Here is a 25,615-nt window from a genome sequence, read left to right as displayed (position 1 = left end):
GATTACCCCAATTGGTTAGAGTGATTTTTGGTTCAATAAACGCTCACGCAAGGGTACAGTAACGTGAGTCATTTGAGAATCTATTTGCTGAAATGAAATAAAACGAATTGCTTTTTTGGGAACAGGATCATATCCACTTCCACCCCACGGATGGCAACGACAAATCCGTCGCGTTGCATACCAGACACCTTTAATCGGGCCATGTATATGAATAGCTTCTAACGAGTATTGAGAACAAGTTGGGAAATAACGGCAACGAGGTCCAAGGAGCGGACTAATCGCAATTTGATAGAAACGAATCAACCAATGCAATATACGGACCATTGGCCACCTCTAACTTTGAGGAGAGGTAACTGATATTTTATGATGTTTTTTTACAAGACGCTGTAGCTTCTGCCATGCAAATTGTAATTGCTTATGCAATTCAGCATTCGGAATCGACTCAATACCTACCTTAGGCATGACCACAATATCCAATAAATCTATATCTTGCTGATTTAAGCGAAAACTTTCGCGAGCAATACGTTTTATTCGATTTCTTTCATGTGCACGGCGCACTTTCTTTTTAGCAACAACAATACCTAAACGGCTTTTAGGCTGTTTAGTTGGTGTAGCTAAAAATAAGAAATGGGGTTGATGCACTTTAAAAAGCGCACCATCAAATACACCTTTGTAATCTGCAGCACAGCGGATTCTCACCTCTGGACTGAAACTATAAAGTGTCATAACACCCAAATCGTCGATAAACTAAACTGGTATTAAACAGTTAAGCTGTGACGACCTTTTGCACGACGACGAGCTAATACTTGACGGCCAGCTTTAGTCGCCATACGAGCACGGAAACCATGAACGCGTTTACGCTTTAATTCAGATGGTTGGAAAGTACGTTTCATATCGAAACTCCAAAGTTGGTGTTCTATAAAGGTTCGCGATTGTATTGTGCATTGTTTGTTCTGTCAATATTAAACAGTATTGTGTAACACTTTTGATGAAAGTTGCTTGAGTCTGAGAAAGATACAAATTTGTTAAATAGTCTATTTATACACAAAATAAATATATGTTTTTATTATAGTATTTAAGTTAACCACAGAAATATCCATAAACTTATACACAAGATGAAATTTAATTATGACTGATTTTTAAATTTGAATTCAAATTTAAACACAAGGAATGATTATCCACAGAAAACCGAATCTTATTAAATAAATTCAAATTTATAAATTTAAATTTATTACTATTAGGGTTGTAATTTTCTATGGATAAGGCATTATTTTTTTTTAAATATATATACTTAGGTTGTTGATAACTATGTTTTCATATTTTTTATAGATTGTGGATAAGTTATTGCTTTTATTTATCCACAGTTTGTGGAAAACCTTATCCACACCCTATTTTAAATTTAAATTTAGACTTTTAAATTTGATTATTTGTGTTTAAAGTTCAAAATTACTCATGACATATGTGGATAACTTGGGTATGATTGCCTCCCCAATCTCATGGGGTTGTTTTTAAATTTAAATGGAATGAGGGGTTTCACATGCTGTGGACAGACTGCTTAAATCGCTTGCGACAAGAGCTCTCAGATAATGTCTTTGCAATGTGGATACGTCCATTGGTTGCCGAAGAGGTAGATGGTGTTTTAAAGCTTTATGCACCTAATCCTTACTGGACACGCTATATTCAAGAACATCATTTAGAATTAATTAGCATTCTTGCAGAACAAATGTCTGAAGGACGTGTTTGTAAAGTTGAAATTTTAGTCGACTCACGACCAGGCGCGATTTTATCTGCTTCAGAGCAACCTGCGACAACAACTGCAGCGCTTGAGTCTTCAGCAGCAGCACCTGTAGTCAGAGCAAAAAAAGAAAGCAATGAGCAGCAAAATACAAAAACATCAAAAAAACGATTATTAAATCCGCTGTTTAATTTTGCATTGTTCGTCGAAGGGCGTTCAAATCAAATGGCGGCAGAAACCTGCCGTAAAGTGTTAACTCAGTTAGGCGAACCTCAACATAACCCGTTATTTTTATACGGTCCGACTGGTTTAGGTAAGACCCACTTGATGCAAGCAGTGGGTAATGCTTTATTACAAGCTAAACCAAATGCTCGTGTGATGTACATGACTGCTGAAAGTTTTGTTCAGGATTTTGTGAGTTCACTTCAACAAGGTAAAGTCGAAGAATTTAAAAAAAATTGCCGTTCACTGGACTTACTTTTAGTGGATGATATCCATTTACTTGCAGGTAAAGAAGCCAGCTTAGTTGAGTTTTTTTACACGTTTAATGCCTTATTAGATGAATCTAAACAAATTATTTTGACCTCAGATCGCTATCCTAAAGAGTTGACCGAGTTAGATCCTCGTTTGGTATCTCGCTTTTCATGGGGATTATCGGTAGGGGTAGAACCGCCTGATATTGAAACTCGAATTGAGATTTTACTTAAAAAAGCTGAAAGTAATGGTATCGATTTGCCTCGTAACTGTGCGCTCTTTATTGCACAGCAAGTTGTGGCAAACGTACGTGAACTTGAGGGTGCATTAAATAAAGTCGTCGCGATTTCTCGTTTTAAAGGGACACCAATCGACTTAGATGTGGTGCGAGAATCACTGAAAGATGTTCTTGCGATTCGTGCTCGTACTATTAGCACCGAAAATATTCAGCGTGTAGTCAGTGAATATTTTCGTATCCCATTGAAAGAGTTGGTTGGACCTAAACGAACTCGTATTTATGCTCGACCACGTCAATTAGCAATGGGGCTTGCGAGAGAATTAACGGGCGACAGTTTTCCTGAAATTGGCATGGCATTTGGTGGTCGTGATCACAGTACAGTCATGCATGCCTGTGAAAAAGTGCAGAGTTTGTGTGCTGAAGATCCCATCTTTAATGAAGATTACAAAAATTTAATGCGCTTATTACAAAGCTAAATCTGTTTAAATTCTATTCTTGCAATGCGGCATATTCTGCCGCATAGTACATGATTAAAAGTGTTTTAGTCTGTCGTCGATATACTGTTTTTAGAGGAAATCCATCGTGCGTTTGAAGATCGCGAAAGAAAGCTTACTCAATGTTTTGTCTCATGTTGTAGGTGCTGTAGAACGTCGCCATACGTTAAATATTCTTTCAAACGTCAAAGTTCAGGTTACTCAAGATGCACTGACGATTACAGGTTCCGATCTTGAAGTTGAACTTGTTGCGAGTACAACGCTTTTAGAGGGAGCATGTTTACAAGCAGGTCAAACCACAGTACCCGCACGTAAATTGATGGATATCTGTAAATCTTTACCGACAGCAGCACTGATTGATTTACAAATCACAGAAGACCAGCGTTGTATTTTGAAATCTGGTAATAGCCGCTTTGTATTAGGAACATTATCTGCTGAGGATTACCCTTTATTAACGACTGAAAATAGTCAAGGGACTCAAGTTCAGGTCACTGAACGTGAACTAAAACGTTTATTTGAAAAAACCTCTTTTGCGATGGCTGTTCAGGATGTCCGTTTTTATCTTACAGGTACTTTACTTGAAATTGATAAAAATCAGCTTCGTGCAGTGACGACAGATGGACATCGTCTTGCTCTTTGTGAAACATTGGCCAGTTCGAATGCTTCGCAGTTAGTGCAAGCAATTGTGCCTCGTAAAGCGGTCGGTGAATTACAGCGTCTATTGAGTATCGAAGATAATCAACTCTCGTTGTTAATTGGTCGTGAACTGCTGAATGTTACTTTGACAATTCCAAGCCGTGATAAAGAGCAGGGTGATATTACTGTTCGTATTACTACAAAATTAATTGATGGTAAATTCCCTGATTATCGACGTGTTATTCCTCGTGGCGGTGATAAAACAGTTACGATTGCACATGATATTTTCAAACAATCATTACAGCGAGTTGCTATTCTGAGTAACGAAAAATTACGTGGTGTATTTTTAAACTTCAATCCAGATTCACTGCAACTTCGTGCCAATAACCCTGAGCAAGATGAGGCAGTTGAAGATCTTGCGATTCAATACAATAATGCACCTATGGAAATGTCATTCAACGCACAATACATTTTGGATGTATTGAATGTGTTGGATGGTGATGATGTATTAATGACAATGACTGAGGCAAACCAATCTGTATTGGTTCAAGATCCTGCTCATCAAGATCAAACTTATGTCGTCATGCCGATGCGTGTTTAATGTTGTTTTTGATTTAGTTTAATCTGGTCATGTTCATTACGCGTTTAAATATCCAGCGTGTGAGAAATTTAAAAGCGGTTGCACTCCAAGAGTTGCAACCGTTTAATGTTTTTTATGGACAAAATGGTTCAGGAAAAACGTCTATATTAGAAGCAATTCACTTATTGGCCACTGGTCGATCTTTTCGTACACATATTCCTAAACATTACATTCAAAATCAAATGCAGGATGCGATTGTATTTGCACAGTCTGCTACTGAAAAGATTGGTATGCAAAAGCTCATTACAGGTGAGCAAAATATTAAAGTGAATGGGGATAGTATTGCCACGCAAGGACAGCTAGCCAAAATTTTACCATTACAGCTTATTGACCCTCTGAGTACAGATATTATTGATCACGGAGCTAAACCAAGACGACAATTGCTTGATTGGTTAATGTTTCACGTGGAACCAGATTTTTACTATGCATGGCAATTTTATTCTAGAGCATTAAAACAACGAAATAGCTTATTAAAATCAAAACGTAATCTGACGGTGCAAGATTTAGAAGCATGGAACAAAATGCTTAGTGAGTACGGTGAAATATTACATTTACAACGTCAGGCTATTGTTGAACAGTGGCAGATATTTTTTCAGCAAGATCTTAAAACACTATTACCAGATATCGAGATCCATATGGAGTATGCAGCAGGCTTTCATGTGGAACATGGCTTGGCTGAAGACTTGATTTTGTATCATCAAAAAGACTGCGAAAGACGCTATACAGAATATGGTCCACACCGTGCAGATTTAAAGTTAAAAACCCCAACAGGAGATGCAGATGCCGTACTGTCACGGGGGCAAAAAAAATTATTAATCATGGCTTTAAAATTGTCACAGATCGCAATGTTGCATGCGTCTAATAAGGAAACTGTGGTATTATTAGATGATGTGACAGCAGAATTAGATATAACCGCACAACAACGTTTAATTGAGCGATTGAGCCAACTTGGTAGTCAAGTTTTCATTACCACTTTAGACCATGAATCTGTACAAAAGCATTTACATGATTTGTCTATTTCCTATCAATTATTCAATGTTGAAAACGGTTCTGTTCAAGTTGTTGTGCAATAATTTTTTGAAGTTTTCTCCATCTTTGGATAGACCTTTTTTTCACTAGGGAGTAACCATGAGTTCAGAAGATCAAGCTGCTTCTCAAACAGAACAAACCATTGAAAAGGCTTATGATTCCTCTAGCATCAAGGTATTACGTGGTTTAGATGCAGTACGTAAGCGTCCAGGCATGTATATTGGTGATACGGATGATGGTACTGGTTTACACCATATGGTGTTTGAAGTGGTGGACAACTCGATTGATGAAGCCCTTGCTGGTCACTGTGATGAAATTCTGGTTACCATTCACGAAGACGAATCTGTTTCTGTCGCAGATAACGGTCGTGGTATTCCCACAGATATTCACCCTGAAGAAGGTGTATCTGCTGCTGAAGTCATCTTAACGATTCTTCATGCGGGTGGTAAGTTTGATGACAACAGCTATAAGGTTTCTGGTGGCTTACACGGTGTAGGTGTTTCAGTTGTAAACGCTTTGTCTAGTAAACTGGAACTCACAATTCATCGTGCTGGTAAAATTCATGAACAAGAATACCGCCATGGTGACCCTCAATACCCTTTAAAGGTGGTGGGCGATACAGATCGTTCAGGTACTCGTGTACGTTTTTATCCAAGTGCTGAAACATTCAGTCAGACCATTTTCAATGTCGATATTTTAGCTCGTCGTTTACGTGAACTGTCATTTTTAAATGCGGGCGTCCGAATTGTTCTACGTGACGAACGTGTTGGTTTAGAACATGTATTTGATTATGAGGGTGGTTTATCAGAATTCGTTAAATACATTAACGAAGGAAAAACGCATCTTAACGATATTTTTCACTTTACCACGCAAGCTGATAATGGCATTGGTGTTGAAGTTGCATTGCAATGGAATGATACGTACCAAGAAAACGTACGTTGCTTTACCAATAACATTCCTCAAAAAGATGGTGGTACTCACTTAGCTGGTTTCCGAGCTGCTTTAACTCGTGGCCTTAATAACTACATGGAAAACGAAAACTTACTCAAAAAAGAGAAGGTTGCAGTTTCTGGTGATGATGCACGTGAAGGTTTAACAGCAATTGTTTCAGTGAAAGTTCCTGATCCAAAATTCTCTTCTCAAACCAAAGAAAAATTGGTATCGAGCGAGGTAAAACCTGCTGTTGAACAAGCAATGAATAAAGCTTTTTCAGAGTATCTTCTTGAAAATCCAGCTGCAGCTAAATCAATTGCGGGTAAAATTATTGATGCCGCACGTGCACGCGATGCGGCGCGTAAAGCACGTGAAATGACTCGCCGTAAGAGTGCGCTTGATATAGCAGGTCTTCCTGGTAAATTGGCGGACTGTCAAGAAAAAGATCCAGCTTTATCTGAACTATATCTTGTCGAGGGTGATTCAGCAGGTGGTTCAGCGAAACAAGGTCGTAACCGTAAAATGCAAGCGATTTTACCGCTCAAAGGTAAAATCTTAAACGTGGAACGTGCTCGTTTTGACAAGATGATTTCTTCTGCTGAGGTCGGAACACTGATTACAGCATTAGGTTGTGGTATCGGTCGTGAAGAATATAATCCAGACAAATTACGTTACCACAAAATTATTATTATGACCGATGCGGACGTGGATGGTTCACATATTCGTACGCTGTTATTAACGTTCTTCTTCCGTCAAATGCCGGAATTAGTGGAACGTGGTCATATTTATATTGCTCAGCCACCACTTTATAAATTAAAGAAAGGTAAGCAAGAGCAGTATATTAAAGATAATGATGCGCTTGAAACATATTTAATTTCTAATGCAATTGATGAGTTGGCATTACATATCAGTGCTGACGCACCTGCGATTCGTGGTGAAGCGCTTGCAAAAGTCATTGCTGATTATCAGACATCACAAAAAAGCTTACAGCGATTAACGATTCGTTATCCTGCAACTTTGTTAGATGCTTTACTTGGTTTAGATGCATTTAAATTAGATCAAAATCAAGATGAAGCTTATGTGACGTCTTGGGCTGAGCAATTGCGTCAAGCAATTGAAACACAACAGCCAAGCTTAAGACCTGAATTCACGCTCGAAGCATTCGAAAAAGAACTCGCAGATGGTTCACGTGAAACACATTATTGGCCACGTTTAACAGTGTATGTACACAACCTTCCTCATCACTATTTATTAGATGCTGGTTTATTGGGTTCAGGTGAATATAAACGTTTACTTCAAAACTCAAAGAGTTGGTTTACGTTACTTGAAGACGGGGCTTATTTGCAAAAAGGTGAGCGTAAAGTCAATGTTGCTAACTTCCATCAAGTATGGCAACAAGTATTGGCAGATTCACGCCGTGGCATGATGATCCAACGCTATAAAGGCTTGGGCGAGATGAATGCAGAGCAGCTTTGGGAAACCACGATGGATCCTGAAAATCGTAATATGCTTCAAGTGACAATTGATGATGCAATTGAAGCAGATCGCATGTTCTCTTGTCTCATGGGTGATGATGTTGAACCACGTCGTGCATTTATTGAAGAGAATGCATTGAATGCAGATATTGATGCTTAATGCAATAAGTTAAAAAAAGCACTCTTAGGAGTGCTTTTTTTGTATCTATCTAAAATCTTAAGTCATTTTTTTGGAATTAATTTCAATAAAATGATGTGCTTGAAGTCACATATTTTATTTATTATATGAAATATAAAGATAATTAAATAAGAATTTACGAAATTAATAAATAATTAAAACTATAAAATTCAATAGTTTATAATTAGATAATAAAAAATAGAGCAATAGCTCTATTTTTTTAAATAGAGAGTGATTAAAATTTTTGTCATGGAAAAGAATCCATTTAAATGCTTAAAAGGAACTAAGAATGAAAAAAACAACTCTGGCTTTATTGGCGGCTTCAACCATGGGTATGGTTTCAACTGCTCAAGCAAAGGTTGATGTGTGTGTATTTGATTTACTCGGTAAGTCTGGTGAATCGTTTCAAATGGCTCAAGAATGGGCATTGGCAGCAAAGGGCTGGGGTGCAGATATCAATCTGGTTCCACGTCAAGATGAGGCTGTAGCCGATAATGATTTTAAAGCAGGTAAGTGTGATGCTGTTTTCTTAACAGCGATGCGTGCTCGTCAATATAACAAGTTTGTGGGTTCGATTGACTCTTTAGGTGGCGCACCATCAAATGCAATTGCACAACGTGCGATTACTTTTGCTTTAGACAAACGTAATGCTGCAAAGATGGTCACAAATCTCGGTGGGAAAAAATATGAAGTTGCTGGTATTGCACCACTAGGGGCAGCATATATTTTCGTGCGTGATAAAAAAATTGATTCAATCGAAAAAGCTGCTGGTAAGAAATTCGCAGTATTAAGCTATGATCCAGCACAAAAAATTATGGTGCAACGTGTAGGTGCTCAAGCAGTAGGATCTGATGTTTCGAACTTTGTTGCGAAGTTCAATAATGGTCAGGTGGATATGGTGGGTGCACCAGCATATGCCTATAAGCCTCTTGAAATTTATAAAGGTTTAGGCAATACAGGGGCAATGTTTGATTTCCCTGTGGTACACATTACAGCAAACTTTGTGATGAAGCCTGAAAAATTCCCTGAAGGGTTTGGTCAAAAATCACGTGATTGGTTTGTTAAAAACTTGCCGAAAAGCTACGCAATGATCAAGCGTTTAGAGGGTGAAATTCCTGCTAAGTACAAAATGCAATTCTCAGCTGAAGAAAAGCTGAAATATCAAAAACTACTTCGTGATGGTCGTATGGATCTCACTAAACAAGGTATTTATGACAAAGAGATGATGTCTGTTCTTAAGAAAGCACGTTGCTCTGTCGATAAATCCAACTTCGAATGTTCACTTGGTGGTGAATAATTCTGATTTCTAAAGAAAAAATCCTAGACCTGGTCTAGGATTTTTTTTATTCATTTTATGTCATTTTCGCCAATGCACATTTATAAGAAAAAAGTATGCTTTAATCACAATAAGTAGTATTTAAATGATCTGTATCTAAAAACCATATACATACAGCATCTCAGGATCAGTATCTACACAATTGGATCGTGTAATCTCATTTTAGTTCAACACACTGACACTGAAGTTTAAGGTGTTCGATATGGGATATTCGAGACTATAAGAAAGAAGGAATAGGAAACAATAAAATGAATTTAACCAAAACATTATTATTATCAGCAGGTTTAATGACTGCTGCAACGGCTTCACAAGCAAAGCAAGTCGTCTGCGTGTTTGATCTCGTCGGGAAAAACGGCGATGTCTATGCGTTAATGAAAGATTATCAACTTGCTGCTAAGCAGTGGGGAGCTGATATTGAGCTTAAAGTCGGACAAAATGAAGGCGTAATTGCTGAAGATTTCAAAGCAGGTAAATGTGACGGTGTCAGTATCACAGGGATGCGCGGTCGTCAGTTTAATAATTTCACTGGCTCTTTAGATGCCATTGGTGCGATTACTAATCTCAATTTAGCTGTCAAAGTTATGCAAGGTTTAGCAAGTCCAACCTTTGCAAAGCATATGAAAAATGGCAACTATGAAGTTGCAGGAGTGATTCCTGTTGGCGATGCTTATTTAATGGTGCGTGATCGTAGTATTAATACGGTTGCTAAAGCTGCGGGTAAAAAGATCGCCGTACTTGATTATGATCAGGCACAAAAAATTATGGTACAGCAAATTGGTGCGCAAGCAGTGAGTTCTGATGTCACTAATTTTGGGAGTAAATTCAATAATGGCCAAGTTGATATTATTGGTGCACCAGCAGCGGTATTCCGTCCTTTAGAACTTCATAAAGGGCTAGGAACGAAAGGTGCAATTGTGAATTATCCAATTCTTCAAGTGACCGGTAATATCATCATTCGTCATGATAAATTCCCTGAAGGTTTCGGTCAGAAATCGCGTGATTGGGTGAAAACACAATTACCACGTGCGAATCAAATTTTAGGCAAAATGAAAGCGGATATTCCGGCTAAATATTGGATGAATGTTCCAGCTGGAGATAAACCTGGTTATCAAAAATTAATGCGTGAATCTCGTATTGCACTTACTAAACAAGGTGTTTACAACAAACAAATGATGAAACTACTTTGGCAGTTCCGTTGTAAGAATGAACCGACAAACTTCGAATGTAGCTTGCAGGATGAGAACTACAAATAAGTTCATAGGACGTTACATTTAAATCCGATAAATTTACTCTGAATAAACTTTAAAGTTCGAGTTATGACCATATATTGAGTATGTTATACTTGATATATGGTCTTTTAATTTCAAAGCCTATTTAATTTTTTGAGGAATCCATCATGACTGCCCAAGCACTTGAGCTGACTGACAATGCTGCGAATAAAGTTCGTCAACTTCGTGAGAGCGAAGGAAATCAAGATTTGATGTTACGTGTATATGTGACAGGTGGTGGTTGCTCTGGTTTTTCTTACGGATTCAATTTTGCTGAATCTCAAAATGAAGACGATGCTGAATTTGTGAATGGTGATGTGAAGATGCTTGTTGACTCACTGAGTTATCAATATCTCGTTGGTTCAGTTGTGGATTATGTTGAAGGTTTGGAAGGATCACGCTTTATCGTGCAAAATCCTAATGCGACAACGACATGTGGTTGTGGATCTTCATTCTCAATTTAATATGCAGCAAAAAAAGCCCGCTAAGCGGGCTTTTTTTATGATAATTTTTGCTGTTCTTTCAGAATTAAATCAGTCAGCTCATGATAATTTTGAACTGGAATCCAATGATTCGCCTCTAAATGAATTTCCGTATATGGACCTTCAACATAATTTTGATTGAACTGAACACCTTTAGCATCAATTGCAACGTCATCTTTGCCCCAAATAAATAAAGTGGGAACTTTGACTTTATTGAATAGCGTTTTATTAGAGCTAAAAGGTAAACCTCGATACCAATTGAGTGATGGGCTGAGCCGTTTTTCTATAATCATTTCTTGTTTAAAGTCATTTAATTGTTCAACTGTCATTCCAGAATTTTTTAATAAAGCCTCGCCAATTTGAGGTGTTTTATTAAAGAGCAACTCAGGTATCCATGGAAGCTGAAATAGTCCCATATAATAGGATTTAAAAAGTTGTGTACTGCTGTAAAAAGCCCGCATAAATGCTGCTTTGTGAGGGACGGAGATCGCGGTCAAATGTTTAATTTTATTAGGATAACGTAGAGCAACTTCCCAAGCAACGACTGCGCCCCAGTCGTGTCCTACGATATATGAAGGCTCTCCAATTAAGTCGAGTAAAACATTTACATCATCTGCTAAATGTTGAATGGCATAATCTGCACGTTTCTTTGGTTGAGCCCTTAAGCTATATCCACGTTGGTTTAACGCATAGGTGCGAAAACCATGTTGGTTTAGTATTTCGGCACTATGCTGCCAAATTTTTGATGTTTCAGGAAAACCATGTAATAGCACAATTGGAGTGCCATCAATTGGACCGCTATCTATTACATCAAAAATAAGATTACCTTTTTGAAACTCAGTGATTCGTTGTTGTTTTTCCATAATCAATATCCTCTTTCCTTTACATATCTTTATCAAATTTGGATGATAGAACTAGGGCTGAACGGGTCAGTTCTAGGTGAAAGAAGGTCGTTCATTGTCTGACAATATTATGGGTTGATTAAACGGTGTATTTGTATTGGGATTTGTTTTTGTAAGAACGTTAAGCAAAGTCTCAAAGCTAAGGTCCGATAGCTTAAGCTCGGAGTAACCAAGTGGACATCTTCAGGGATTAGAGACCATTCAGGTAAAATATGAATCAACGTTGAGTTGACTAATTGATGGGCCACTTGGATTTCTGCAACGGCGGCAATACCTAAATGTGCTTCTACAGCAGCAAGAGCATGTTCGGATGGTGTCACCATCAGATGTGTATAAATTTTAATTTTTTTTATCGTACCGTTTTTGAAAAGTTTGATTTTGGACAGCTCGCGGTTATGTGAGATAAAATGATGATCACACAGTTGCTCTGGGTGTTCAGGAATGCCACAACGCATTTGATAGGTTGGACTGGCGCATAAAATTCTTCGAACTTGTCCAACCTTTTGAGCATGGAGTGTAGAGTCTGCTAAATCACCAAGTCTGATGGCTAAGTCATATCCTCCAGAAATCAAATCAACTTTAGTGTCATTCAAATCAATTTCAATATCAATGTGTGGATATTCAATTAAAAATTGAGAGATTAAAGGCAATACCACCAATTTTCCAAAAGTTCCCGAAGCAGCTATTCGAATTCGACCTTTGGGTTGTATTTCTAATTGTGTGAGGTCGTTCGTCAGCGATTCAATCTGATGAAATAGGGGGGAGATTTCTTTTAAGAAAATCTTACCAGCATCAGTTAGTGAGCTTGAATTGGTATTTCGATTTAATAATCTAATATTTAAGGATTCTTCAAGTCTTGAAAGTCGATTAGATAACGTGGATTTAGCAATATCATAACGTCTTGCTGCCGCGGATAAACTTCCAGCATCTGCAATCAGTACGAACCAATATAGGTCATCGATTGAGTAGGGTAAGCTGTTCATAAAATCGAACACCACCTTTCATTTTTATTGTCTATTCACATCATTATAGAACCGCTAAGTTAAGTCAATTGATCAGATGTAGCAAATGATCTGATTTAGCAAATTGAGGACATAGCAATGACAATGAATTGTGATTTAGAAACTGGTACTTGTTCAGTAGCCGAATTGGAAAAAGGCCAAAATGCAGTGGTCAATGTAGCATCTGACCTCAGCCTGATTTATGTGGGTGACCCAATGTGCTCATGGTGTTGGGGAAGTTCAAATATCATTAAACAAGCGCGTGAATATGCAATTCAGCATGGTGTTGGCTTTCAAGTGATTAGCGGTGGTTTAAGACCTGGTGGAGGTGATGCTTGGACTGATACTTTCAAGAATTTTTTACGCACCGAATGGAAAAATATTCAGAGACTGACTCAACAACCTTTCACTGAAAAATTGTTAGAAAGAGCACATTTTAATTATGATACTGAGCCTTCAGCACGTGCTATTTACGTTGCTCGACAACTTTGGCAAGACCATGATCATCATGATGAAAAACTTTTGGCATTTTTTTCAGCAATCCAATATAAATTTTATGTGGATGGTGAAGATCCGAACGAGCTTGAATATTATCGAAGTATATGTGAAACATTTGAGCTAGATTTTGACGTATTCTCAACGTTGTTTGAATTACCTGAGACCCAAACAGCGACCTATGAAGAGTTCAAGCTTAACCGAAGTTGGGGCATAAAAGGGTTCCCAAGTTTTGTGATACGTCATGGAGACAATGTCAAAATCATAGGCTCTGGTTATGTGGCATTGGAAAAATTAACACAAGCTATTGATGACTTAATCAAAGATGCGCGTATATAAGGAAAAGTTGAATGGCAATTATTCTACAAATTGATTTTCCCTATGATGGACCTTGGGGTCATGAAATGTTTGAAAGTTTCAAAACACTCGCGGATTCAATAGCAAATGAGAAAGGCTTGATTTGGAAAATTTGGACTGAAAATGAAGCGTCCAAAGAAGCAGGTGGAATTTACTTATTTGAAAGCCAATCAGATGCAGAGGATTATCTAGATATGCATCTTCAGCGTTTAAGGGAAAATGGCTTTACTGAATGTAGACATCGAATTTTTGCTGTAAACTCGCCACTTTCAAAATTGAATTTTGCACCTGTTTAGGTAAATCGATGTATCAACTCAGGATAGTGGATACATCGATTCTTCATTTAAACAGCAGTGATCGTTCCTAAAACTCGATCTCCTTGAGCTCCTGTCACTTCAGGTAAATTACCAGCAAGTTGGTTTACAAATCGCATAGCCAACCACGCAAAAGCGGTCGCCTCCACCCAAGTCGGTGCTAATCCCAAATCTGCTGTGGTTTGAACACTCCACTCATGTTTACGTAAACGCCAACGTAATTGTTCTAATAATTGTGAGTTGTATGCACCACCCCCACAGACATAAACTTCACCTGTGTTCATAGGGGAGCGATAAATGGCTTTCTTAATGGCACGTGTCGTGAGTTTCATCAGCGTTGCTTGAACATTTTCAGGCGTATCTTCAAGTTCATCGTATTCAACATCGCTACGCCAATCCGCAATTTGTTCATCCAACCATTCCAAATTAAAGTCTTCACGACCAGTACTTTTTGGCGGCTCTTTCGAGAAAAAGTCATGTGATTGCAAACGATCAAGCAAAGCACGAATAGGCGTACCATAAGCAGCCCAATTGCCATTTTCATCATAAGGCTGCCCTGTGTAACGTTCACACCAAGCATCCATCAAAATATTGGCTGGTCCAGTATCGAAGCCATATACGCCTTTAGGATCACCCGCAGGTAACATACTGACATTGGCAATTCCACCGAGATTTAAGATCACACGGTGTATCGTCGGATGCTGAAATAAGGCTTGATGGAATGCTGGCACTAGAGGTGCACCTTGACCACCAGCAGCCATATCACGGCGTCTAAAATCTGATACCACAGGAATTTGAGTGATTTCAGTAATAATATTGGGATCACCAATTTGCAGGGTAAATCCATGTTCGGGACGATGACGAATCGTTTGACCATGAGATCCAATAGCTTTTATTTGAGTTCTATCGAGATTATTTTCTTGTATAAGTTGATTGATTCCATGACCGATCATCTGTGCTAAAGCGACATCAGCTTTACCCATGCGGTCAATTTCATTATCGTCTGGCAAAGTAAGTGCCATCAGTTCATCACGTAAATCTGGATCAAAGGCTAATGTCAGCGTTGCATGGATCTGTAATGGATCAAAAGAAGCGGCTACAAAATCGACGCCGTCCATACTCGTGCCAGTCATTACACCAATGTAGATTGTGGTCATGATTATTCTTAAGCCTGCATTGTGCTGAAAAAGTGTTAGTATATCGCACAAATTGAACAACAGATGTATTTGGGTTTTGTGATGTCAAATTTCCTGCCTGCTGAAGAACAACTTGCCCTCATTCAACGAGGCACACATGAAATTATTTCAGAAGAAGATCTTCTGAAGAAATTAAAATTGAATCGTCCTTTGAAAATTAAGGCGGGTTTTGATCCTACAGCACCAGACTTACACTTAGGTCATACGGTATTAATTAACAAGCTTAAAGTGTTCCAAGACTTAGGTCATGAAGTATTCTTCTTGATTGGTGATTACACTGCGATGATTGGTGACCCAACAGGTAAAAGTGCAACTCGTCCACCATTGTCACGTGAGCAAGTCTTAGAAAACGCGAAAACCTATCAGGAACAAGTGTTCAAAATTCTTGATCCAAATAAAACTAAGGTGGTGTTTAACTCAGAATGGTTTGCTCAAAAAACTGCTGCTGATCTGATCCAATTGGCTTCACAGCAAACGGTTGCACGTATGCTTGAACGTGATGACTTTACTAAACGCTATAACAACCAACAGCCGATTGCGATTCACGAGTTTTTATATCCATTGGTGCAAGGCTATGACTCTATCGCGCTCGAGGCAGATGTTGAGTTAGGTGGTACGGATCAGACCTTTAACTTGTTGATGGGGCGTACTTTACAAGGTCGTTATAATCAAGAGCCACAAGTGTGTATCACTGTACCAATTCTTGAAGGTTTAGATGGCGTCAACAAAATGTCTAAATCTTTAGGTAACTACATTGGTGTATTTGATGCACCTGGTGCGATGTACCAAAAAGTACTTTCAATGCCAGACAGCTTAATTGAGCGATATTTCGAACTGCTGAGCTTCAAGTCAATGGAAGAGATCGAAGGCTTATTGAAAGAAATGGCTGAAGGTCGTAACCCTCAAGAAATTAAACGTATCTTAGCGCTCGAGTTAGTGGAGCGTTTCCATGGAAGCGAAGCTGCTGCGAATGCACATAAAGGTGCAGGGAATATCATCACAGAAGGTGAGCTTCCTGAAGGAACGCCAGAAGTGACGATTTCACGTGGTGAATTCGGTGGTGAAATGTTTATTGCTTCTATTGTTCGTGCAGCGGGCTTAACCAAAAATGCAGCGCAAGCCAAAGATGCTGTTTCACGTGGAGCCGTTAAAGTCGATTGGGAGGTGGTGGATGCATCATTCTCAATTAACGAAAATAAAACAGTGATTGTTCAAGCAGGTAAAAAGGCCATTGCTAAAGTAACTTTTACTGACTAAATCATAAAGTTTTGAATGATTCAAAAGCCATCCTAAGTGATGGCTTTTTTATGTCAAGAATGAAATGAAGATGAAAGATGGATTAATTTTTGGTTGTTCTGGTTGAAATCCATTAAAATGCGCCATCCAATACTTATTTGTTTGAATATCTATGATTCAGTTAGACCAACTTACCATTCGCCGCGGCGGTCGCATTTTATTTGAAAAAGCGTCTATGCAACTTCACCCTGGTTGGAAGATTGGTTTAACAGGTGTCAATGGTGCAGGAAAATCGACGTTGTTTTCAGCATTACTTGGAGGCATGGAATCAGATGGTGGCTCATTAACACGACCATCGGTTTGGACAGTGGCGCATATGGCGCAAGAGATTAAAGCGCTGGATATGAAAGCGATTGATTTCGTTCTATCCGGTGATGAAGAGTATTGGGATATCCAACACAAACTTGAGCATCCTGAGGGATTATCTGATCAAGATTTGGCAAATCTATATGGTCGTTTTGATGAAATTAGTGGCTACTCAGCGCCGTCTAAAGCATCACAACTGATGGCTGGGCTAGGCTTCTTTGAACATCAGTCAGAACTTAGTGTAAAAAGTTTCTCTGGTGGATGGCGTATGCGTTTAAATCTTGCACGTACTTTGATGAGTCGTTCAGATTTACTCTTACTTGATGAACCGACGAACCATTTAGATTTAGATGCTATTTTATGGTTAGAAGATTGGTTAAAAGCATATGAAGGCACATTGGTACTGATTTCGCATGACCGTGATTTCTTGGATGCCATTACCGACCATATTTTGCATATCGAAAACCAAGAATTAATGCTTTATACCGGCAACTATTCAACATTTGAACGTACCCGAAGTGAACGTTTAGCTCAGCAACAACAAGCCTATGAGAAACAGCTCGAGCTACGTGCACATCTGCAAAAATATATTGATCGTTTTAAAGCTAAGGCAACCAAAGCGAAACAGGCACAAAGTCGTATTAAACAGCTTGAACGAATGCAAGAGCTTTCTGCTGCGCATGTCGATACGCCTTTTACCTTTAGCTTCCGTGAGCCGACCAAAATGAGTTCTCCGTTGTTACAACTGGATAGTGCTGATATTGGTTATGGTGACAAACTGATTGTGACCAATGTGAAACTACAAATCACGCCAACCAGCCGTATCGGTTTACTGGGAATGAATGGTGCAGGTAAGTCCACATTAATTAAATCATTGGTGGGTGATTTACCTTTAATTCAAGGTCAACGCAAAGCATCCGAATTACTTAATATTGGTTATTTCGCCCAACATCAAATGGATGCATTAGATGGTAATGCGAGTCCAATGTTGCAGTTGTCTCGTATTGCAGATAAGAAGATTAGTGAAGCGACTTTACGCGCCTTCTTAGGGAGTTTTGGTTTCTCTGGTGAGCGTATGGATACGCCGTGTGAAAGCTTCTCTGGGGGTGAGCGTGCACGTTTAGCATTGGCTTTGATTGTCTGGCAGCGTCCAAATGTTTTAATTTTAGATGAACCGACCAACCATTTAGACTTGGATATGCGTCATGCATTGACTATGGCATTACAAGACTTTGAAGGGGCAGTGGTGCTGGTGTCACATGAACGTCAATTGATTGCAAGTGTCTGTGATGAATTACTCCTAGTGCATAACGGTAAATGTCGTGAGTTTGAAGGTGATCTGGTCGCTTATGCAGACTGGTTACGTCAAGCACGTGCAGAGTTGATGAAGCAAGGGCAGCAAGCACCTGAGCCAGTAAAATCTCAAGTGATTGATAAGCCTGTAGTTTCTAAAGTAGATAAAGAAGCACAGCGTAAAGAAGCTGCGCGTCGCCGTGAAATGAGCCGACCAATTCGTAAAAATATTGAAAAACTGGAAGCTGAGATTGCGAAAATCCAACCACGTTTAGTTCAAATTGAGGATGCTTTAGGGGATGCTTCACTTTATGATGCATCTCGGAAAGATGATCTTTTAAAATTGATGAATGAACAAACTGAGCTTAAAGGAAAATTAGCACAAGCAGAAGAAAAAATGCTTGAACTCATGATGGAACTTGAAGAGTTAGAAAGTTCGTTTGATGAGTAAATGATGTCAATAAAAAAGCCCAATGGAAATTGGGCTTTTTTATTGAGCTCTATTTTCAGACTATAACTTGATGTTATGTTTTATAATGTTTTAAATCATAATAGAAAATTAATAGGGGAACTAAATGAGTGATATAAAACCTAAACAAGATTTAAATTTGGATGGAATTAACTCTTCATTTAATGATGGAGATGGGCTGAGAATAAATGATGCTGCAAACTTTCGCAGTATTAACATTTCTAACGGAGTTTTTTCAAATAATAAAGGAAATGGAATTACAATAGGCTCACCTCGTACCACTCCTTTAGAAACTATTTTAAATCAATTATCTCCAAAACTACCTGAAACGATTGAACCTCAAGAATTAAAATCAATAATTGAAGTACTTTTGAACTCAAAAAATACAGAAGAATTTCATCAAGAATTGGTGAAATCAGGCATAAAAGATAAATTTAAAGATCCAAATCTTTGGATCTCATTTAGTAGTCTATTGTTCTCAATAGTATCAACTTATATTCCTAGGTAATTTTTCACTAGCGAAAAAAACCGCGCTTTCGCGCGGTTTTTTATTTAAGAGGACAAATTATTTTTTGTCATCTTTCACTTCAGTGAACTCAGCATCTACAACGCCGTCGTCCGCTTTTTGTTGTTGACCAGCAGCATCACCTTGGAATGCATTTGGATCAAAACCTTGCGCACCACCTTGAGCACCCTGCGCAGCTTCATAAGCACGTTGAGTGATCGGCATGATGATGTTTTGAAGTGCTTCAGTTTTCGCTTTGATCGCGTCAACATCATTTTCTTTGGTTGCAGCTTCTAGTTCTGAAACAGCAGTTTCAACCGCAGTTTTTTCATCAGCAGTCACTTGTTCACCAAGGTCTTTTACTGCTTTTTGAGCAGAAGAAACTAATGCATCAGCTTCGTTACGTGCTTTAGCAAGTTCTTCAAACTTACGATCTTCTTCAGCATTCGCTTCAGCATCTTTGATCATCGCTTCAATTTCAGCATCGCTCAAACCTGAGTTTGCTTTAATTTGAATTGATTGCTCTTTACCAGTGCTCTTGTCTTTCGCAGATACTTTCAAGATACCATCAGCGTTGATGTCGAACGATACTTCAATTTGCGGCACGCCACGTGGAGCAGGTGGGATATCGCCCAATTGGAAGTTACCCAACAATTTGTTTTGTTGAGCCATTTTACGTTCACCTTGGTAAACCGAAATGTCTACTGCAGGCTGGTTATCGGCAGCTGTAGAGAACACTTGTGATTTTTTCGCAGGGATTGTTGTGTTTTTCTCGATGATTGGAGTTAACACGCCACCCATTGTTTCAATACCAAGTGTCAACGGTGTTACGTCAAGTAAAAGAACGTCGTTCTTGTCACCTGAAAGTACAGCACCTTGGATCGCAGCACCCATTGCCACAGCTTCGTCAGGGTTCACGTCTTTACGTGGCTCTTTACCGAAGAATTCTTGTACTTTTTGTTGTACAAGTGGCATACGAGACTGACCACCCACCAAGATTACGTCAGAGATGTCAGATGTTGAAAGTCCAGCATCTTTAAGTGCAATCTTACATGGCTCGATTGTACGTGCTACTAAGTCAGCAACTAAACCTTCTAATTTCGCACGTGTTACGTTGATCACTAAGTGTTTAGGACCAGTCGCATCAGCAGTGATGTATGGAAGGTTGATTTCAGTTGCATTCGAAGAAGAAAGTTCAATCTTCGCTTTCTCAGCAGCTTCTTTCAAACGTTGTAGCGCAAGTGGATCATTTTTCAGATTCACATTTTGTTCTTTCTTAAACTCTTCAACCAAGTAATCGATCAACGCGTTGTCAAAGTCTTCACCACCAAGGAATGTGTCACCATTTGTAGACAACACTTCGATTTGTTGGTCGCCATCAAGGTCAGCGATTTCAATGATTGATACGTCGAAAGTACCACCACCTAAGTCGTAAACCGCGATTTTACGATCGCCTTCTTTCTTATCCATACCGAACGCAAGCGCTGCAGCTGTTGGTTCGTTGATGATACGTTTAACATCTAAACCAGCAATTTTACCAGCATCTTTCGTTGCTTGACGTTGAGCATCGTTGAAGTATGCAGGAACAGTAACTACCGCTTCAGTAACTGTTTCACCTAAGTAATCTTCCGCAGTTTTCTTCATTTTCTTAAGAACTTCTGCAGAGATTTGTTGTGGTGCTAGTTTCTTGTCGTTCACATCAACCCAAGCATCGCCATTGTCAGCTTTGATGATTTTGTAAGGTACAAGACCAATATCTTTTTGAACTGCTTGATCTTCGTAACGACGACCGATCAAACGTTTAATCGCGAATAATGTATTTTTCGGGTTTGTTACTGCTTGACGTTTAGCTGATTGACCAACAAGGATCTCACCATCTTTATACGCAATAATAGACGGAGTTGTACGAGCGCCTTCAGCGTTGTCGATTACCTTAACTTTATCGCCTTCAAGTACTGCAACACATGAGTTTGTAGTACCTAAGTCAATACCAATAATTTTAGCCATTGATGTGTTCCTCGAAAATTTTGTTGTGATCTTTCACTTGTTATCCGATATGAGAGCCATTCATTATTTTTCAAGTTAAAAACTTAAAAAATTTTTACAAACTCCCGTATTTCTTGACTTATTGGCCTACCATGACCATTGCAGGACGAAGTAAACGGCCAGAAAGGGTGTAACCTTTTTGAAGTACCGTACCAATCTCACCCGCTTTTGCATCTGGAGCAATACCTACTGCTTGATGCAAATCAGCATTAAAACCATTTTCAGTGTCAACTGCCACAACACCAAATTTTTCTAATGTTGCTAATAATGACTTCAGTGTGAGTTCTACACCTTCTGATAAAGGAGTTTTTTCATCACCTGCAGCAGCAATTGCACGTTCAAGGTTGTCAACTGAATCCAATAATTCTTTTGCAAATTTCTCTAAAGCAAATTTTTTCGCAGTATCCGCTTCACGCTCTAAACGTTCTTTAGTTTTTTCTGCTTCATACTTCGCATTTGCAGCAACTGCTTTTTCATATTTTAAGTTTTCAGTCAGCGTTGCGATTTGCGCTTGAAGGTCTTCTACAGAAACTTCGACTTCAGCTTGTTGATTTTCAACTTGCTGTTCAGTTTGTTCCGTTTGAACGTCCTGAGTTTGTTCGTTTTGCTCATTTGCCATGGAAGATCTCCGCTTAAATGGGTTTTTAAACATGTACAGTCCTTTGGCATCAGTGTTAACTGCGTTAATCTGAACTGCCATGCGTGTGTAATTCATCAATACAAAGGTAATGTGGGCGACTATAAATAATTCAAGCTTAAACGATGTTTATTTCTACTAAATTCATCTTTACAACAAGGAATGAAAATTTTTCGATTCATTTAGAGAAATCTAAAGTCTAGAATAAGACGAGGAGATGAACTGGAGAAAGATTATAAAAATATGATTTAGTGTATATTTTATATATAAAATATATAGATTCAGATAAAACAAGTCTTTCCTTTTAAAGAATCAAATCTGTATTATCTTTAACCAGATACTAACGCTGTAGTTTCTATTTATTTTTTTTGCTTTTTAATAGCTCATCCAACCTCCTTGGATGAGTTTTTTTTTGCTTGTCGAGATCTGAGTAACAATGTTAAGCAACCGATATACCGTGTAGCTACACTGTGATTCAGTCACCTTCAAAAAGGGTTTATATCGCACCACATATTCACTAAAAAATAAATTAAATAAATGACTTAGGAGATATATTCAACTATAAAAGTTGAATTGCATTTTCTTTACACTTTTTTCATAAGTTCAACCTGAAGTCATCGAAACTTGAACCAAGAACTGACGCATGAAATAAAAAAGTCAGGAATGATAAGCCTTCAAAGTTAACTCTGACTTTGAATGTTTCAAGTAAGGAATTAAACAATGAAAAAATTAGGTCTCATTTCCCTGGCATTTGCAGCTATTGGTTTTACTACTGTAGGTTGTACTTCAAACCAATCTGCTGAAACTGCTCAAGCGACTCAACCGACCACACAAACAGATGCTTCAATAGCGCAAGCGGCAACTACTGAAATGGATACCCAAAATGGTGTGGCTGTACAAGCTGACCCAAGTGTAGAGTCTGCTGAACCGGTTCAAGCTGTCCCAGCTGAAGGTGCAGAAGCCCCTCAAGTTGTTGAGTAAAATGCAATGAAATTTAATTCATTTAAACTGCTTATAATGGGTTAAATTTTATGAAAATGCAGAGAATAGAGAGTAAATAGGATGCCTTTACTGTCTATTTTTAGAGTCATAGCACTTAAAAAAACCTAACATTCAAATGTGAATGTTAGGTTTGTGAGGTAACTTTAAATCAATTGTGTTGAGTCCAAGAAAGCTTAACGATCTCGGCGATCATGTTGACGTTCTTGTTCTCGCTTCTTGCGATTCTGTTCTAAGCGCTTACGTTGTTCTTCAATCGCTTTTTTACGATTATCTTGATTCCAACGATTACGTTCAGCTTGACGTTGTTTTAAAATTTCCTTTTGACGTTGTTCAATCTGTTTACGACGATCATGCTCAGCACGTTCTTTATTACGTCGATCTGCTAATTCACGTTGTTGGCGTTGACGTTCATATTCACGTTTGCGCTTTTCTTGTTCAAGGCGCTGTTGATGTAAACGTTGTGCGCGTTCTCTCTCCCAACGTTGACGGTCATAGTTGCGATCATAATCACGATCATAACGATGGTCATAATTACCATTATAATAAGGGCCATCGTCAGGGAAGGCCACACAACCGACTGCAAGAACTGCTGTGGCCAATGACATTATCATTACTTTTATTGCCATAGCTTTCACCTTTATATGTTGAATCAGGACAACCAAAAAATTCCTGATGTTGGATTAAATAGTCAATGACAAGACTGCTATAGTCAGATTAGCGTAAATGGAATTGAAGTTTGTATATTGATCAGTAGACTTAGTTAACAAAATAGTCATGAAATGGCTGATCGTGTAGAAATTATGAAGAATACGGATTTTTAAAAGGATCGGAATCGTGAATCAAAAAATACAACAATTACTTGAAAATGGTCAGGGTTCTGCAGGACGTGCATTAGATCGACTCCCAAAGATCGTTCAAGAATCTCTAGTGAAGTTACTTGGCTATCCCTATGACTATCCTCAACTCGATAGTTTTACAAAATGCTTGATGGCTGCACAGTTGAAACAAGGAAAATCAGGCTTTATTGGCGCTGATATTGATAAATCAAGAAAAGAATTTGAAAATCAAATCCAATCCATCACACATAAATCATCTCATGTTCAATATGTAGAAGATATTCGTCTTCCTTTACAAAGTGGTACTGTATTTGCCAGACATTATCATCCTGCTCCGAATAAAAAACTACCAATGATTGTATTTTATCATGGTGGTGGGTTTGTTGTCGGAAGTGTGAATACACATGATGAAGCGTGCCGAATCATTGCGAATTATGCAAAAGCACAAGTAATCAGTATTGATTATCCTTTAGCACCAGAAGTTTCTCCACAATCATTGATTCAATCATGTGAAGATGCATTGGCATGGGTATATCAAAATCGTCGTCACTTTAAAATCTTAAAAAATCGTATTGCTGTAGCAGGAGATAGTGCTGGCGGTAATATTAGTGCTGTCGTTGCTCAACGTGCATTGAATGCCAGTTATGCGCCTCAAGCTCAATTTTTAATATATCCTGCGGTAGATTTCAAAAGTCGTCATCCATCATTCTTTGCGTATAAAGATGGTTTAGTATTAACCAACAGCGATATTGACTATGTGACAGAATACTACGCGACAAGACATAAAGTTGCTTTGGATAATCCACTAATTTCCCCAACATACGGTAATCTAAAAAAATTGGCACCAGCTTATGTTGTTACAGCGGGACATGATGTATTGCATGATGAAGGCAAAATTTACGCCCACAAATTACGTCAAAATGGCACTAAAGTGTTGTATCAAGATTTTGAAGATCAAACACACGGATTTATTAATCTAACGCTAGTCTCAGGGCGTTCTAAAAAATTGTTGATTGAAATGAGTAAAGAGTTTAGAAGATTTTGGGATAAAAATAGTTAATAGATGCTTACTTTCAAATCCTGAGATTCAAACGAAACTCAGGATTTTTTCTTTATATACAGTAATCGAATAAAAATACTTTGATGCTTAACAAAAAATTGAATCTTTTCTGGCGATTGATTCGTGAATAATAGATAAGATAAAACATCAATAAGAGGATAGCGTATGTTAAAAAAAATGATGTTAGGTGCTTCTGTTGCGGCAATGAGTACTTTGTCTTTGGCAGCAAATACGCATATGCAAATCAAAACATCAGCAGGAGATATCGAAATCGAGTTATTTAATGATAAAGCTCCGATTTCAGTAAAGAACTTTGAAACTTATGCGAAAGCTAATTTTTATAACGGCACAATCTTCCATCGGGTTATTCCAGGGTTCATGATCCAAGGTGGAGGATTAGATGTATCGATGAAAGAAAAAGCGAATCGACCTCCAATCAAGAACGAGTCTTATAATGGCTTAAAGAATAACCGTGGCACTTTAGCCATGGCACGTACAAACCAGCCTGATTCAGCAACAAGCCAATTTTTTATCAATATTGCGGATAATGATTTTCTAAATAAAGCGCCAATGAATCCTGGTTATGCTGTGTTTGGTCAGGTAACTAAAGGCATGGACGTTGTCGATAAAATTGCAAAAGTGCCTACTGGTAGATTTGGTATGCATCAAGATGTGCCAAAAAATCCTATTAAAATTTTAAGTGTGAATATAAAACCTTCAAAAGCGAAATAGTGATTAAAAAAAGAAGCAGAAATATTAAATTAATATTTTTGCTTCAATATTATAGGGTTAAGTGTAAATGTGATTATTAATGAATCATAATGGTGCATAAAAATAGAACACTCAATAAAACATGAGGTTAAAAGCACTTGCAATGATTTCGAAATGCTCTAGAATGCACCCCATACCGACGAGATACACGGAAACGAGCGAAGCAGGTTGCTGAGTTGTTAAGTGTTTCGAGTCCAGCTTCTAGCATTGA

Annotated in this window: 23 protein-coding genes and 1 pseudogene; 15 read left to right on the top strand and 9 right to left on the bottom strand. The window is 38.3% G+C overall.

From position 1 onward, the window contains the following. Positions 1–2: 2 nt before the first annotated feature. From yidD to rpmH, 3 genes and pseudogenes are all read right to left on the bottom strand, one after another. A pseudogene (gene yidD / locus AC1M9F_RS13990) lies at positions 3–324 on the bottom strand (membrane protein insertion efficiency factor YidD). A 9-nt stretch (positions 325–333) separates the two neighbouring features. Then, positions 334–726: a ribonuclease P protein component gene (rnpA, locus tag AC1M9F_RS13985; RefSeq protein WP_481598065.1), complete on the bottom strand. Its 393-nt coding sequence runs from the start codon at positions 724–726 to the stop codon at positions 334–336. Between the two features lie 32 nt (positions 727–758). Further along, positions 759–893 carry a 50S ribosomal protein L34 gene (gene rpmH / locus AC1M9F_RS13980; protein ID WP_000831329.1) on the bottom strand — a complete coding sequence of 45 codons (135 nt, stop codon included), beginning with the start codon at positions 891–893 and terminating at the stop codon, positions 759–761. A gap of 644 nt (positions 894–1,537) precedes the next feature. On the opposite strand from rpmH, the gene dnaA reads away from it, so the two are divergent. The 7 genes from dnaA (at position 1,538) to erpA (ending at position 10,900) form a co-directional block, all read left to right on the top strand. Further along, complete coding sequence (gene dnaA, locus AC1M9F_RS13975; protein WP_035268607.1) at positions 1,538–2,923, top strand: chromosomal replication initiator protein DnaA; 1,386 nt, start codon at positions 1,538–1,540, stop codon at positions 2,921–2,923. 106 nt (positions 2,924–3,029) lie between these two features. After that, the gene (dnaN, locus tag AC1M9F_RS13970) at positions 3,030–4,178 is read left to right on the top strand and encodes a DNA polymerase III subunit beta (RefSeq protein ID WP_035268609.1); all 1,149 of its coding nucleotides are present in this window, start codon (positions 3,030–3,032) and stop codon (positions 4,176–4,178) included. 29 nt (positions 4,179–4,207) lie between these two features. Beyond that, positions 4,208–5,290 carry a DNA replication/repair protein RecF gene (gene recF, locus AC1M9F_RS13965; RefSeq protein WP_035268612.1) on the top strand — a complete coding sequence of 361 codons (1,083 nt, stop codon included), beginning with the start codon at positions 4,208–4,210 and terminating at the stop codon, positions 5,288–5,290. A gap of 55 nt (positions 5,291–5,345) precedes the next feature. Further along, entirely contained in the window at positions 5,346–7,814 is a 2,469-nt protein-coding gene (gene gyrB / locus AC1M9F_RS13960) for a DNA topoisomerase (ATP-hydrolyzing) subunit B (protein ID WP_035268615.1), read from the top strand. Positions 7,815–8,121: 307 nt separating this feature from the next. After that, the gene (locus tag AC1M9F_RS13955) at positions 8,122–9,129 is read left to right on the top strand and encodes a putative solute-binding protein (RefSeq protein WP_481598064.1); all 1,008 of its coding nucleotides are present in this window, start codon (positions 8,122–8,124) and stop codon (positions 9,127–9,129) included. A 287-nt stretch (positions 9,130–9,416) separates the two neighbouring features. Further along, positions 9,417–10,421 (top strand): putative solute-binding protein, encoded by a 1,005-nt coding sequence (locus AC1M9F_RS13950; RefSeq protein WP_035268621.1) that lies wholly within the window; start codon positions 9,417–9,419, stop codon positions 10,419–10,421. 143 nt (positions 10,422–10,564) lie between these two features. After that, positions 10,565–10,900 carry an iron-sulfur cluster insertion protein ErpA gene (erpA, locus tag AC1M9F_RS13945; RefSeq protein WP_035268624.1) on the top strand — a complete coding sequence of 112 codons (336 nt, stop codon included), beginning with the start codon at positions 10,565–10,567 and terminating at the stop codon, positions 10,898–10,900. Between the two features lie 35 nt (positions 10,901–10,935). Here the strand turns inward: erpA and AC1M9F_RS13940 are convergent, their stop codons facing one another. Both AC1M9F_RS13940 and AC1M9F_RS13935 read right to left on the bottom strand, forming a co-directional pair. After that, positions 10,936–11,781 (bottom strand): alpha/beta fold hydrolase, encoded by an 846-nt coding sequence (locus AC1M9F_RS13940; RefSeq protein ID WP_481589589.1) that lies wholly within the window; start codon positions 11,779–11,781, stop codon positions 10,936–10,938. A gap of 107 nt (positions 11,782–11,888) precedes the next feature. Further along, a complete protein-coding gene (locus AC1M9F_RS13935) occupies positions 11,889–12,803 on the bottom strand; it encodes a LysR family transcriptional regulator (RefSeq protein WP_481598063.1) in 915 nt (304 codons plus the stop codon). A 117-nt stretch (positions 12,804–12,920) separates the two neighbouring features. Here AC1M9F_RS13935 and AC1M9F_RS13930 point away from each other — a divergent pair, with 117 nt between their 5' ends. Next, positions 12,921–13,655 (top strand): DsbA family protein, encoded by a 735-nt coding sequence (locus tag AC1M9F_RS13930; RefSeq protein WP_035269450.1) that lies wholly within the window; start codon positions 12,921–12,923, stop codon positions 13,653–13,655. An 11-nt stretch (positions 13,656–13,666) separates the two neighbouring features. Beyond that, entirely contained in the window at positions 13,667–13,969 is a 303-nt protein-coding gene (locus tag AC1M9F_RS13925; protein ID WP_481598062.1) for a monooxygenase, read from the top strand. A gap of 47 nt (positions 13,970–14,016) precedes the next feature. On the opposite strand, the gene AC1M9F_RS13920 is transcribed toward AC1M9F_RS13925, so the two are convergent. After that, positions 14,017–15,144, bottom strand: coding sequence for an anhydro-N-acetylmuramic acid kinase (locus AC1M9F_RS13920; protein WP_481598061.1), 1,128 nt, complete (start codon positions 15,142–15,144; stop codon positions 14,017–14,019). Between the two features lie 63 nt (positions 15,145–15,207). Between AC1M9F_RS13920 and tyrS the strand changes: the two genes are divergently transcribed. The 3 genes from tyrS (at position 15,208) to AC1M9F_RS13905 (ending at position 19,055) form a co-directional block, all read left to right on the top strand. After that, the gene (gene tyrS, locus AC1M9F_RS13915) at positions 15,208–16,440 is read left to right on the top strand and encodes a tyrosine--tRNA ligase (RefSeq protein ID WP_171076798.1); all 1,233 of its coding nucleotides are present in this window, start codon (positions 15,208–15,210) and stop codon (positions 16,438–16,440) included. Between the two features lie 151 nt (positions 16,441–16,591). Next, entirely contained in the window at positions 16,592–18,529 is a 1,938-nt protein-coding gene (locus AC1M9F_RS13910; RefSeq protein ID WP_481598060.1) for an ATP-binding cassette domain-containing protein, read from the top strand. Positions 18,530–18,653: 124 nt separating this feature from the next. Further along, complete coding sequence (locus tag AC1M9F_RS13905) at positions 18,654–19,055, top strand: hypothetical protein (RefSeq protein ID WP_481598059.1); 402 nt, start codon at positions 18,654–18,656, stop codon at positions 19,053–19,055. Between the two features lie 57 nt (positions 19,056–19,112). On the opposite strand, the gene dnaK is transcribed toward AC1M9F_RS13905, so the two are convergent. Both dnaK and grpE read right to left on the bottom strand, forming a co-directional pair. Further along, on the bottom strand, positions 19,113–21,059 hold the full coding sequence (gene dnaK / locus AC1M9F_RS13900) for a molecular chaperone DnaK (RefSeq protein ID WP_481592405.1): 1,947 nt from the start codon (positions 21,057–21,059) through the stop codon (positions 19,113–19,115). Between the two features lie 118 nt (positions 21,060–21,177). Beyond that, the gene (grpE, locus tag AC1M9F_RS13895) at positions 21,178–21,750 is read right to left on the bottom strand and encodes a nucleotide exchange factor GrpE (RefSeq protein WP_257219952.1); all 573 of its coding nucleotides are present in this window, start codon (positions 21,748–21,750) and stop codon (positions 21,178–21,180) included. A gap of 705 nt (positions 21,751–22,455) precedes the next feature. Between grpE and AC1M9F_RS13890 the strand changes: the two genes are divergently transcribed. Continuing rightward, positions 22,456–22,716, top strand: a complete 261-nt coding sequence (locus tag AC1M9F_RS13890) for a molybdenum ABC transporter substrate-binding protein (protein ID WP_481598058.1) — start codon at positions 22,456–22,458, stop codon at positions 22,714–22,716. Between the two features lie 194 nt (positions 22,717–22,910). On the opposite strand, the gene AC1M9F_RS13885 is transcribed toward AC1M9F_RS13890, so the two are convergent. After that, positions 22,911–23,363 carry a hypothetical protein gene (locus AC1M9F_RS13885; RefSeq protein ID WP_481598057.1) on the bottom strand — a complete coding sequence of 151 codons (453 nt, stop codon included), beginning with the start codon at positions 23,361–23,363 and terminating at the stop codon, positions 22,911–22,913. Between the two features lie 199 nt (positions 23,364–23,562). Between AC1M9F_RS13885 and AC1M9F_RS13880 the strand changes: the two genes are divergently transcribed. Both AC1M9F_RS13880 and AC1M9F_RS13875 read left to right on the top strand, forming a co-directional pair. Further along, a complete protein-coding gene (locus AC1M9F_RS13880; RefSeq protein WP_035269477.1) occupies positions 23,563–24,633 on the top strand; it encodes an alpha/beta hydrolase in 1,071 nt (356 codons plus the stop codon). Between the two features lie 165 nt (positions 24,634–24,798). After that, positions 24,799–25,365 carry a peptidylprolyl isomerase gene (locus AC1M9F_RS13875; RefSeq protein ID WP_481589581.1) on the top strand — a complete coding sequence of 189 codons (567 nt, stop codon included), beginning with the start codon at positions 24,799–24,801 and terminating at the stop codon, positions 25,363–25,365. The last annotated feature ends 250 nt before the right edge of the window (positions 25,366–25,615 follow it).

The organism is Acinetobacter sp. ANC_7504 (genome assembly GCF_056779995.1).
The sequence above is the reverse complement of the archived record's forward strand: the minus strand, read 5'-3'. Positions and strand labels throughout refer to the sequence as shown.

Coding starts and splice junctions, on each gene's coding strand:
- rnpA (WP_481598065.1), bottom strand. CDS start 726: ATGACACTTTATAGTTTCAGTCCAGAGGTGAGAATCCGCTGTGCTGCA.
- rpmH (WP_000831329.1), bottom strand. CDS start 893: ATGAAACGTACTTTCCAACCATCTGAATTAAAGCGTAAACGCGTTCAT.
- dnaA (WP_035268607.1), top strand. CDS start 1,538: ATGCTGTGGACAGACTGCTTAAATCGCTTGCGACAAGAGCTCTCAGAT.
- recF (WP_035268612.1), top strand. CDS start 4,208: ATGTTCATTACGCGTTTAAATATCCAGCGTGTGAGAAATTTAAAAGCG.
- gyrB (WP_035268615.1), top strand. CDS start 5,346: ATGAGTTCAGAAGATCAAGCTGCTTCTCAAACAGAACAAACCATTGAA.
- AC1M9F_RS13955 (WP_481598064.1), top strand. CDS start 8,122: ATGAAAAAAACAACTCTGGCTTTATTGGCGGCTTCAACCATGGGTATG.
- AC1M9F_RS13950 (WP_035268621.1), top strand. CDS start 9,417: ATGAATTTAACCAAAACATTATTATTATCAGCAGGTTTAATGACTGCT.
- erpA (WP_035268624.1), top strand. CDS start 10,565: ATGACTGCCCAAGCACTTGAGCTGACTGACAATGCTGCGAATAAAGTT.
- AC1M9F_RS13940 (WP_481589589.1), bottom strand. CDS start 11,781: ATGGAAAAACAACAACGAATCACTGAGTTTCAAAAAGGTAATCTTATT.
- AC1M9F_RS13935 (WP_481598063.1), bottom strand. CDS start 12,803: ATGAACAGCTTACCCTACTCAATCGATGACCTATATTGGTTCGTACTG.
- AC1M9F_RS13930 (WP_035269450.1), top strand. CDS start 12,921: ATGACAATGAATTGTGATTTAGAAACTGGTACTTGTTCAGTAGCCGAA.
- AC1M9F_RS13925 (WP_481598062.1), top strand. CDS start 13,667: ATGGCAATTATTCTACAAATTGATTTTCCCTATGATGGACCTTGGGGT.
- AC1M9F_RS13920 (WP_481598061.1), bottom strand. CDS start 15,144: ATGACCACAATCTACATTGGTGTAATGACTGGCACGAGTATGGACGGC.
- tyrS (WP_171076798.1), top strand. CDS start 15,208: ATGTATTTGGGTTTTGTGATGTCAAATTTCCTGCCTGCTGAAGAACAA.
- AC1M9F_RS13910 (WP_481598060.1), top strand. CDS start 16,592: ATGATTCAGTTAGACCAACTTACCATTCGCCGCGGCGGTCGCATTTTA.
- AC1M9F_RS13905 (WP_481598059.1), top strand. CDS start 18,654: ATGAGTGATATAAAACCTAAACAAGATTTAAATTTGGATGGAATTAAC.
- dnaK (WP_481592405.1), bottom strand. CDS start 21,059: ATGGCTAAAATTATTGGTATTGACTTAGGTACTACAAACTCATGTGTT.
- grpE (WP_257219952.1), bottom strand. CDS start 21,750: ATGTTTAAAAACCCATTTAAGCGGAGATCTTCCATGGCAAATGAGCAA.
- AC1M9F_RS13890 (WP_481598058.1), top strand. CDS start 22,456: ATGAAAAAATTAGGTCTCATTTCCCTGGCATTTGCAGCTATTGGTTTT.
- AC1M9F_RS13885 (WP_481598057.1), bottom strand. CDS start 23,363: ATGGCAATAAAAGTAATGATAATGTCATTGGCCACAGCAGTTCTTGCA.
- AC1M9F_RS13875 (WP_481589581.1), top strand. CDS start 24,799: ATGTTAAAAAAAATGATGTTAGGTGCTTCTGTTGCGGCAATGAGTACT.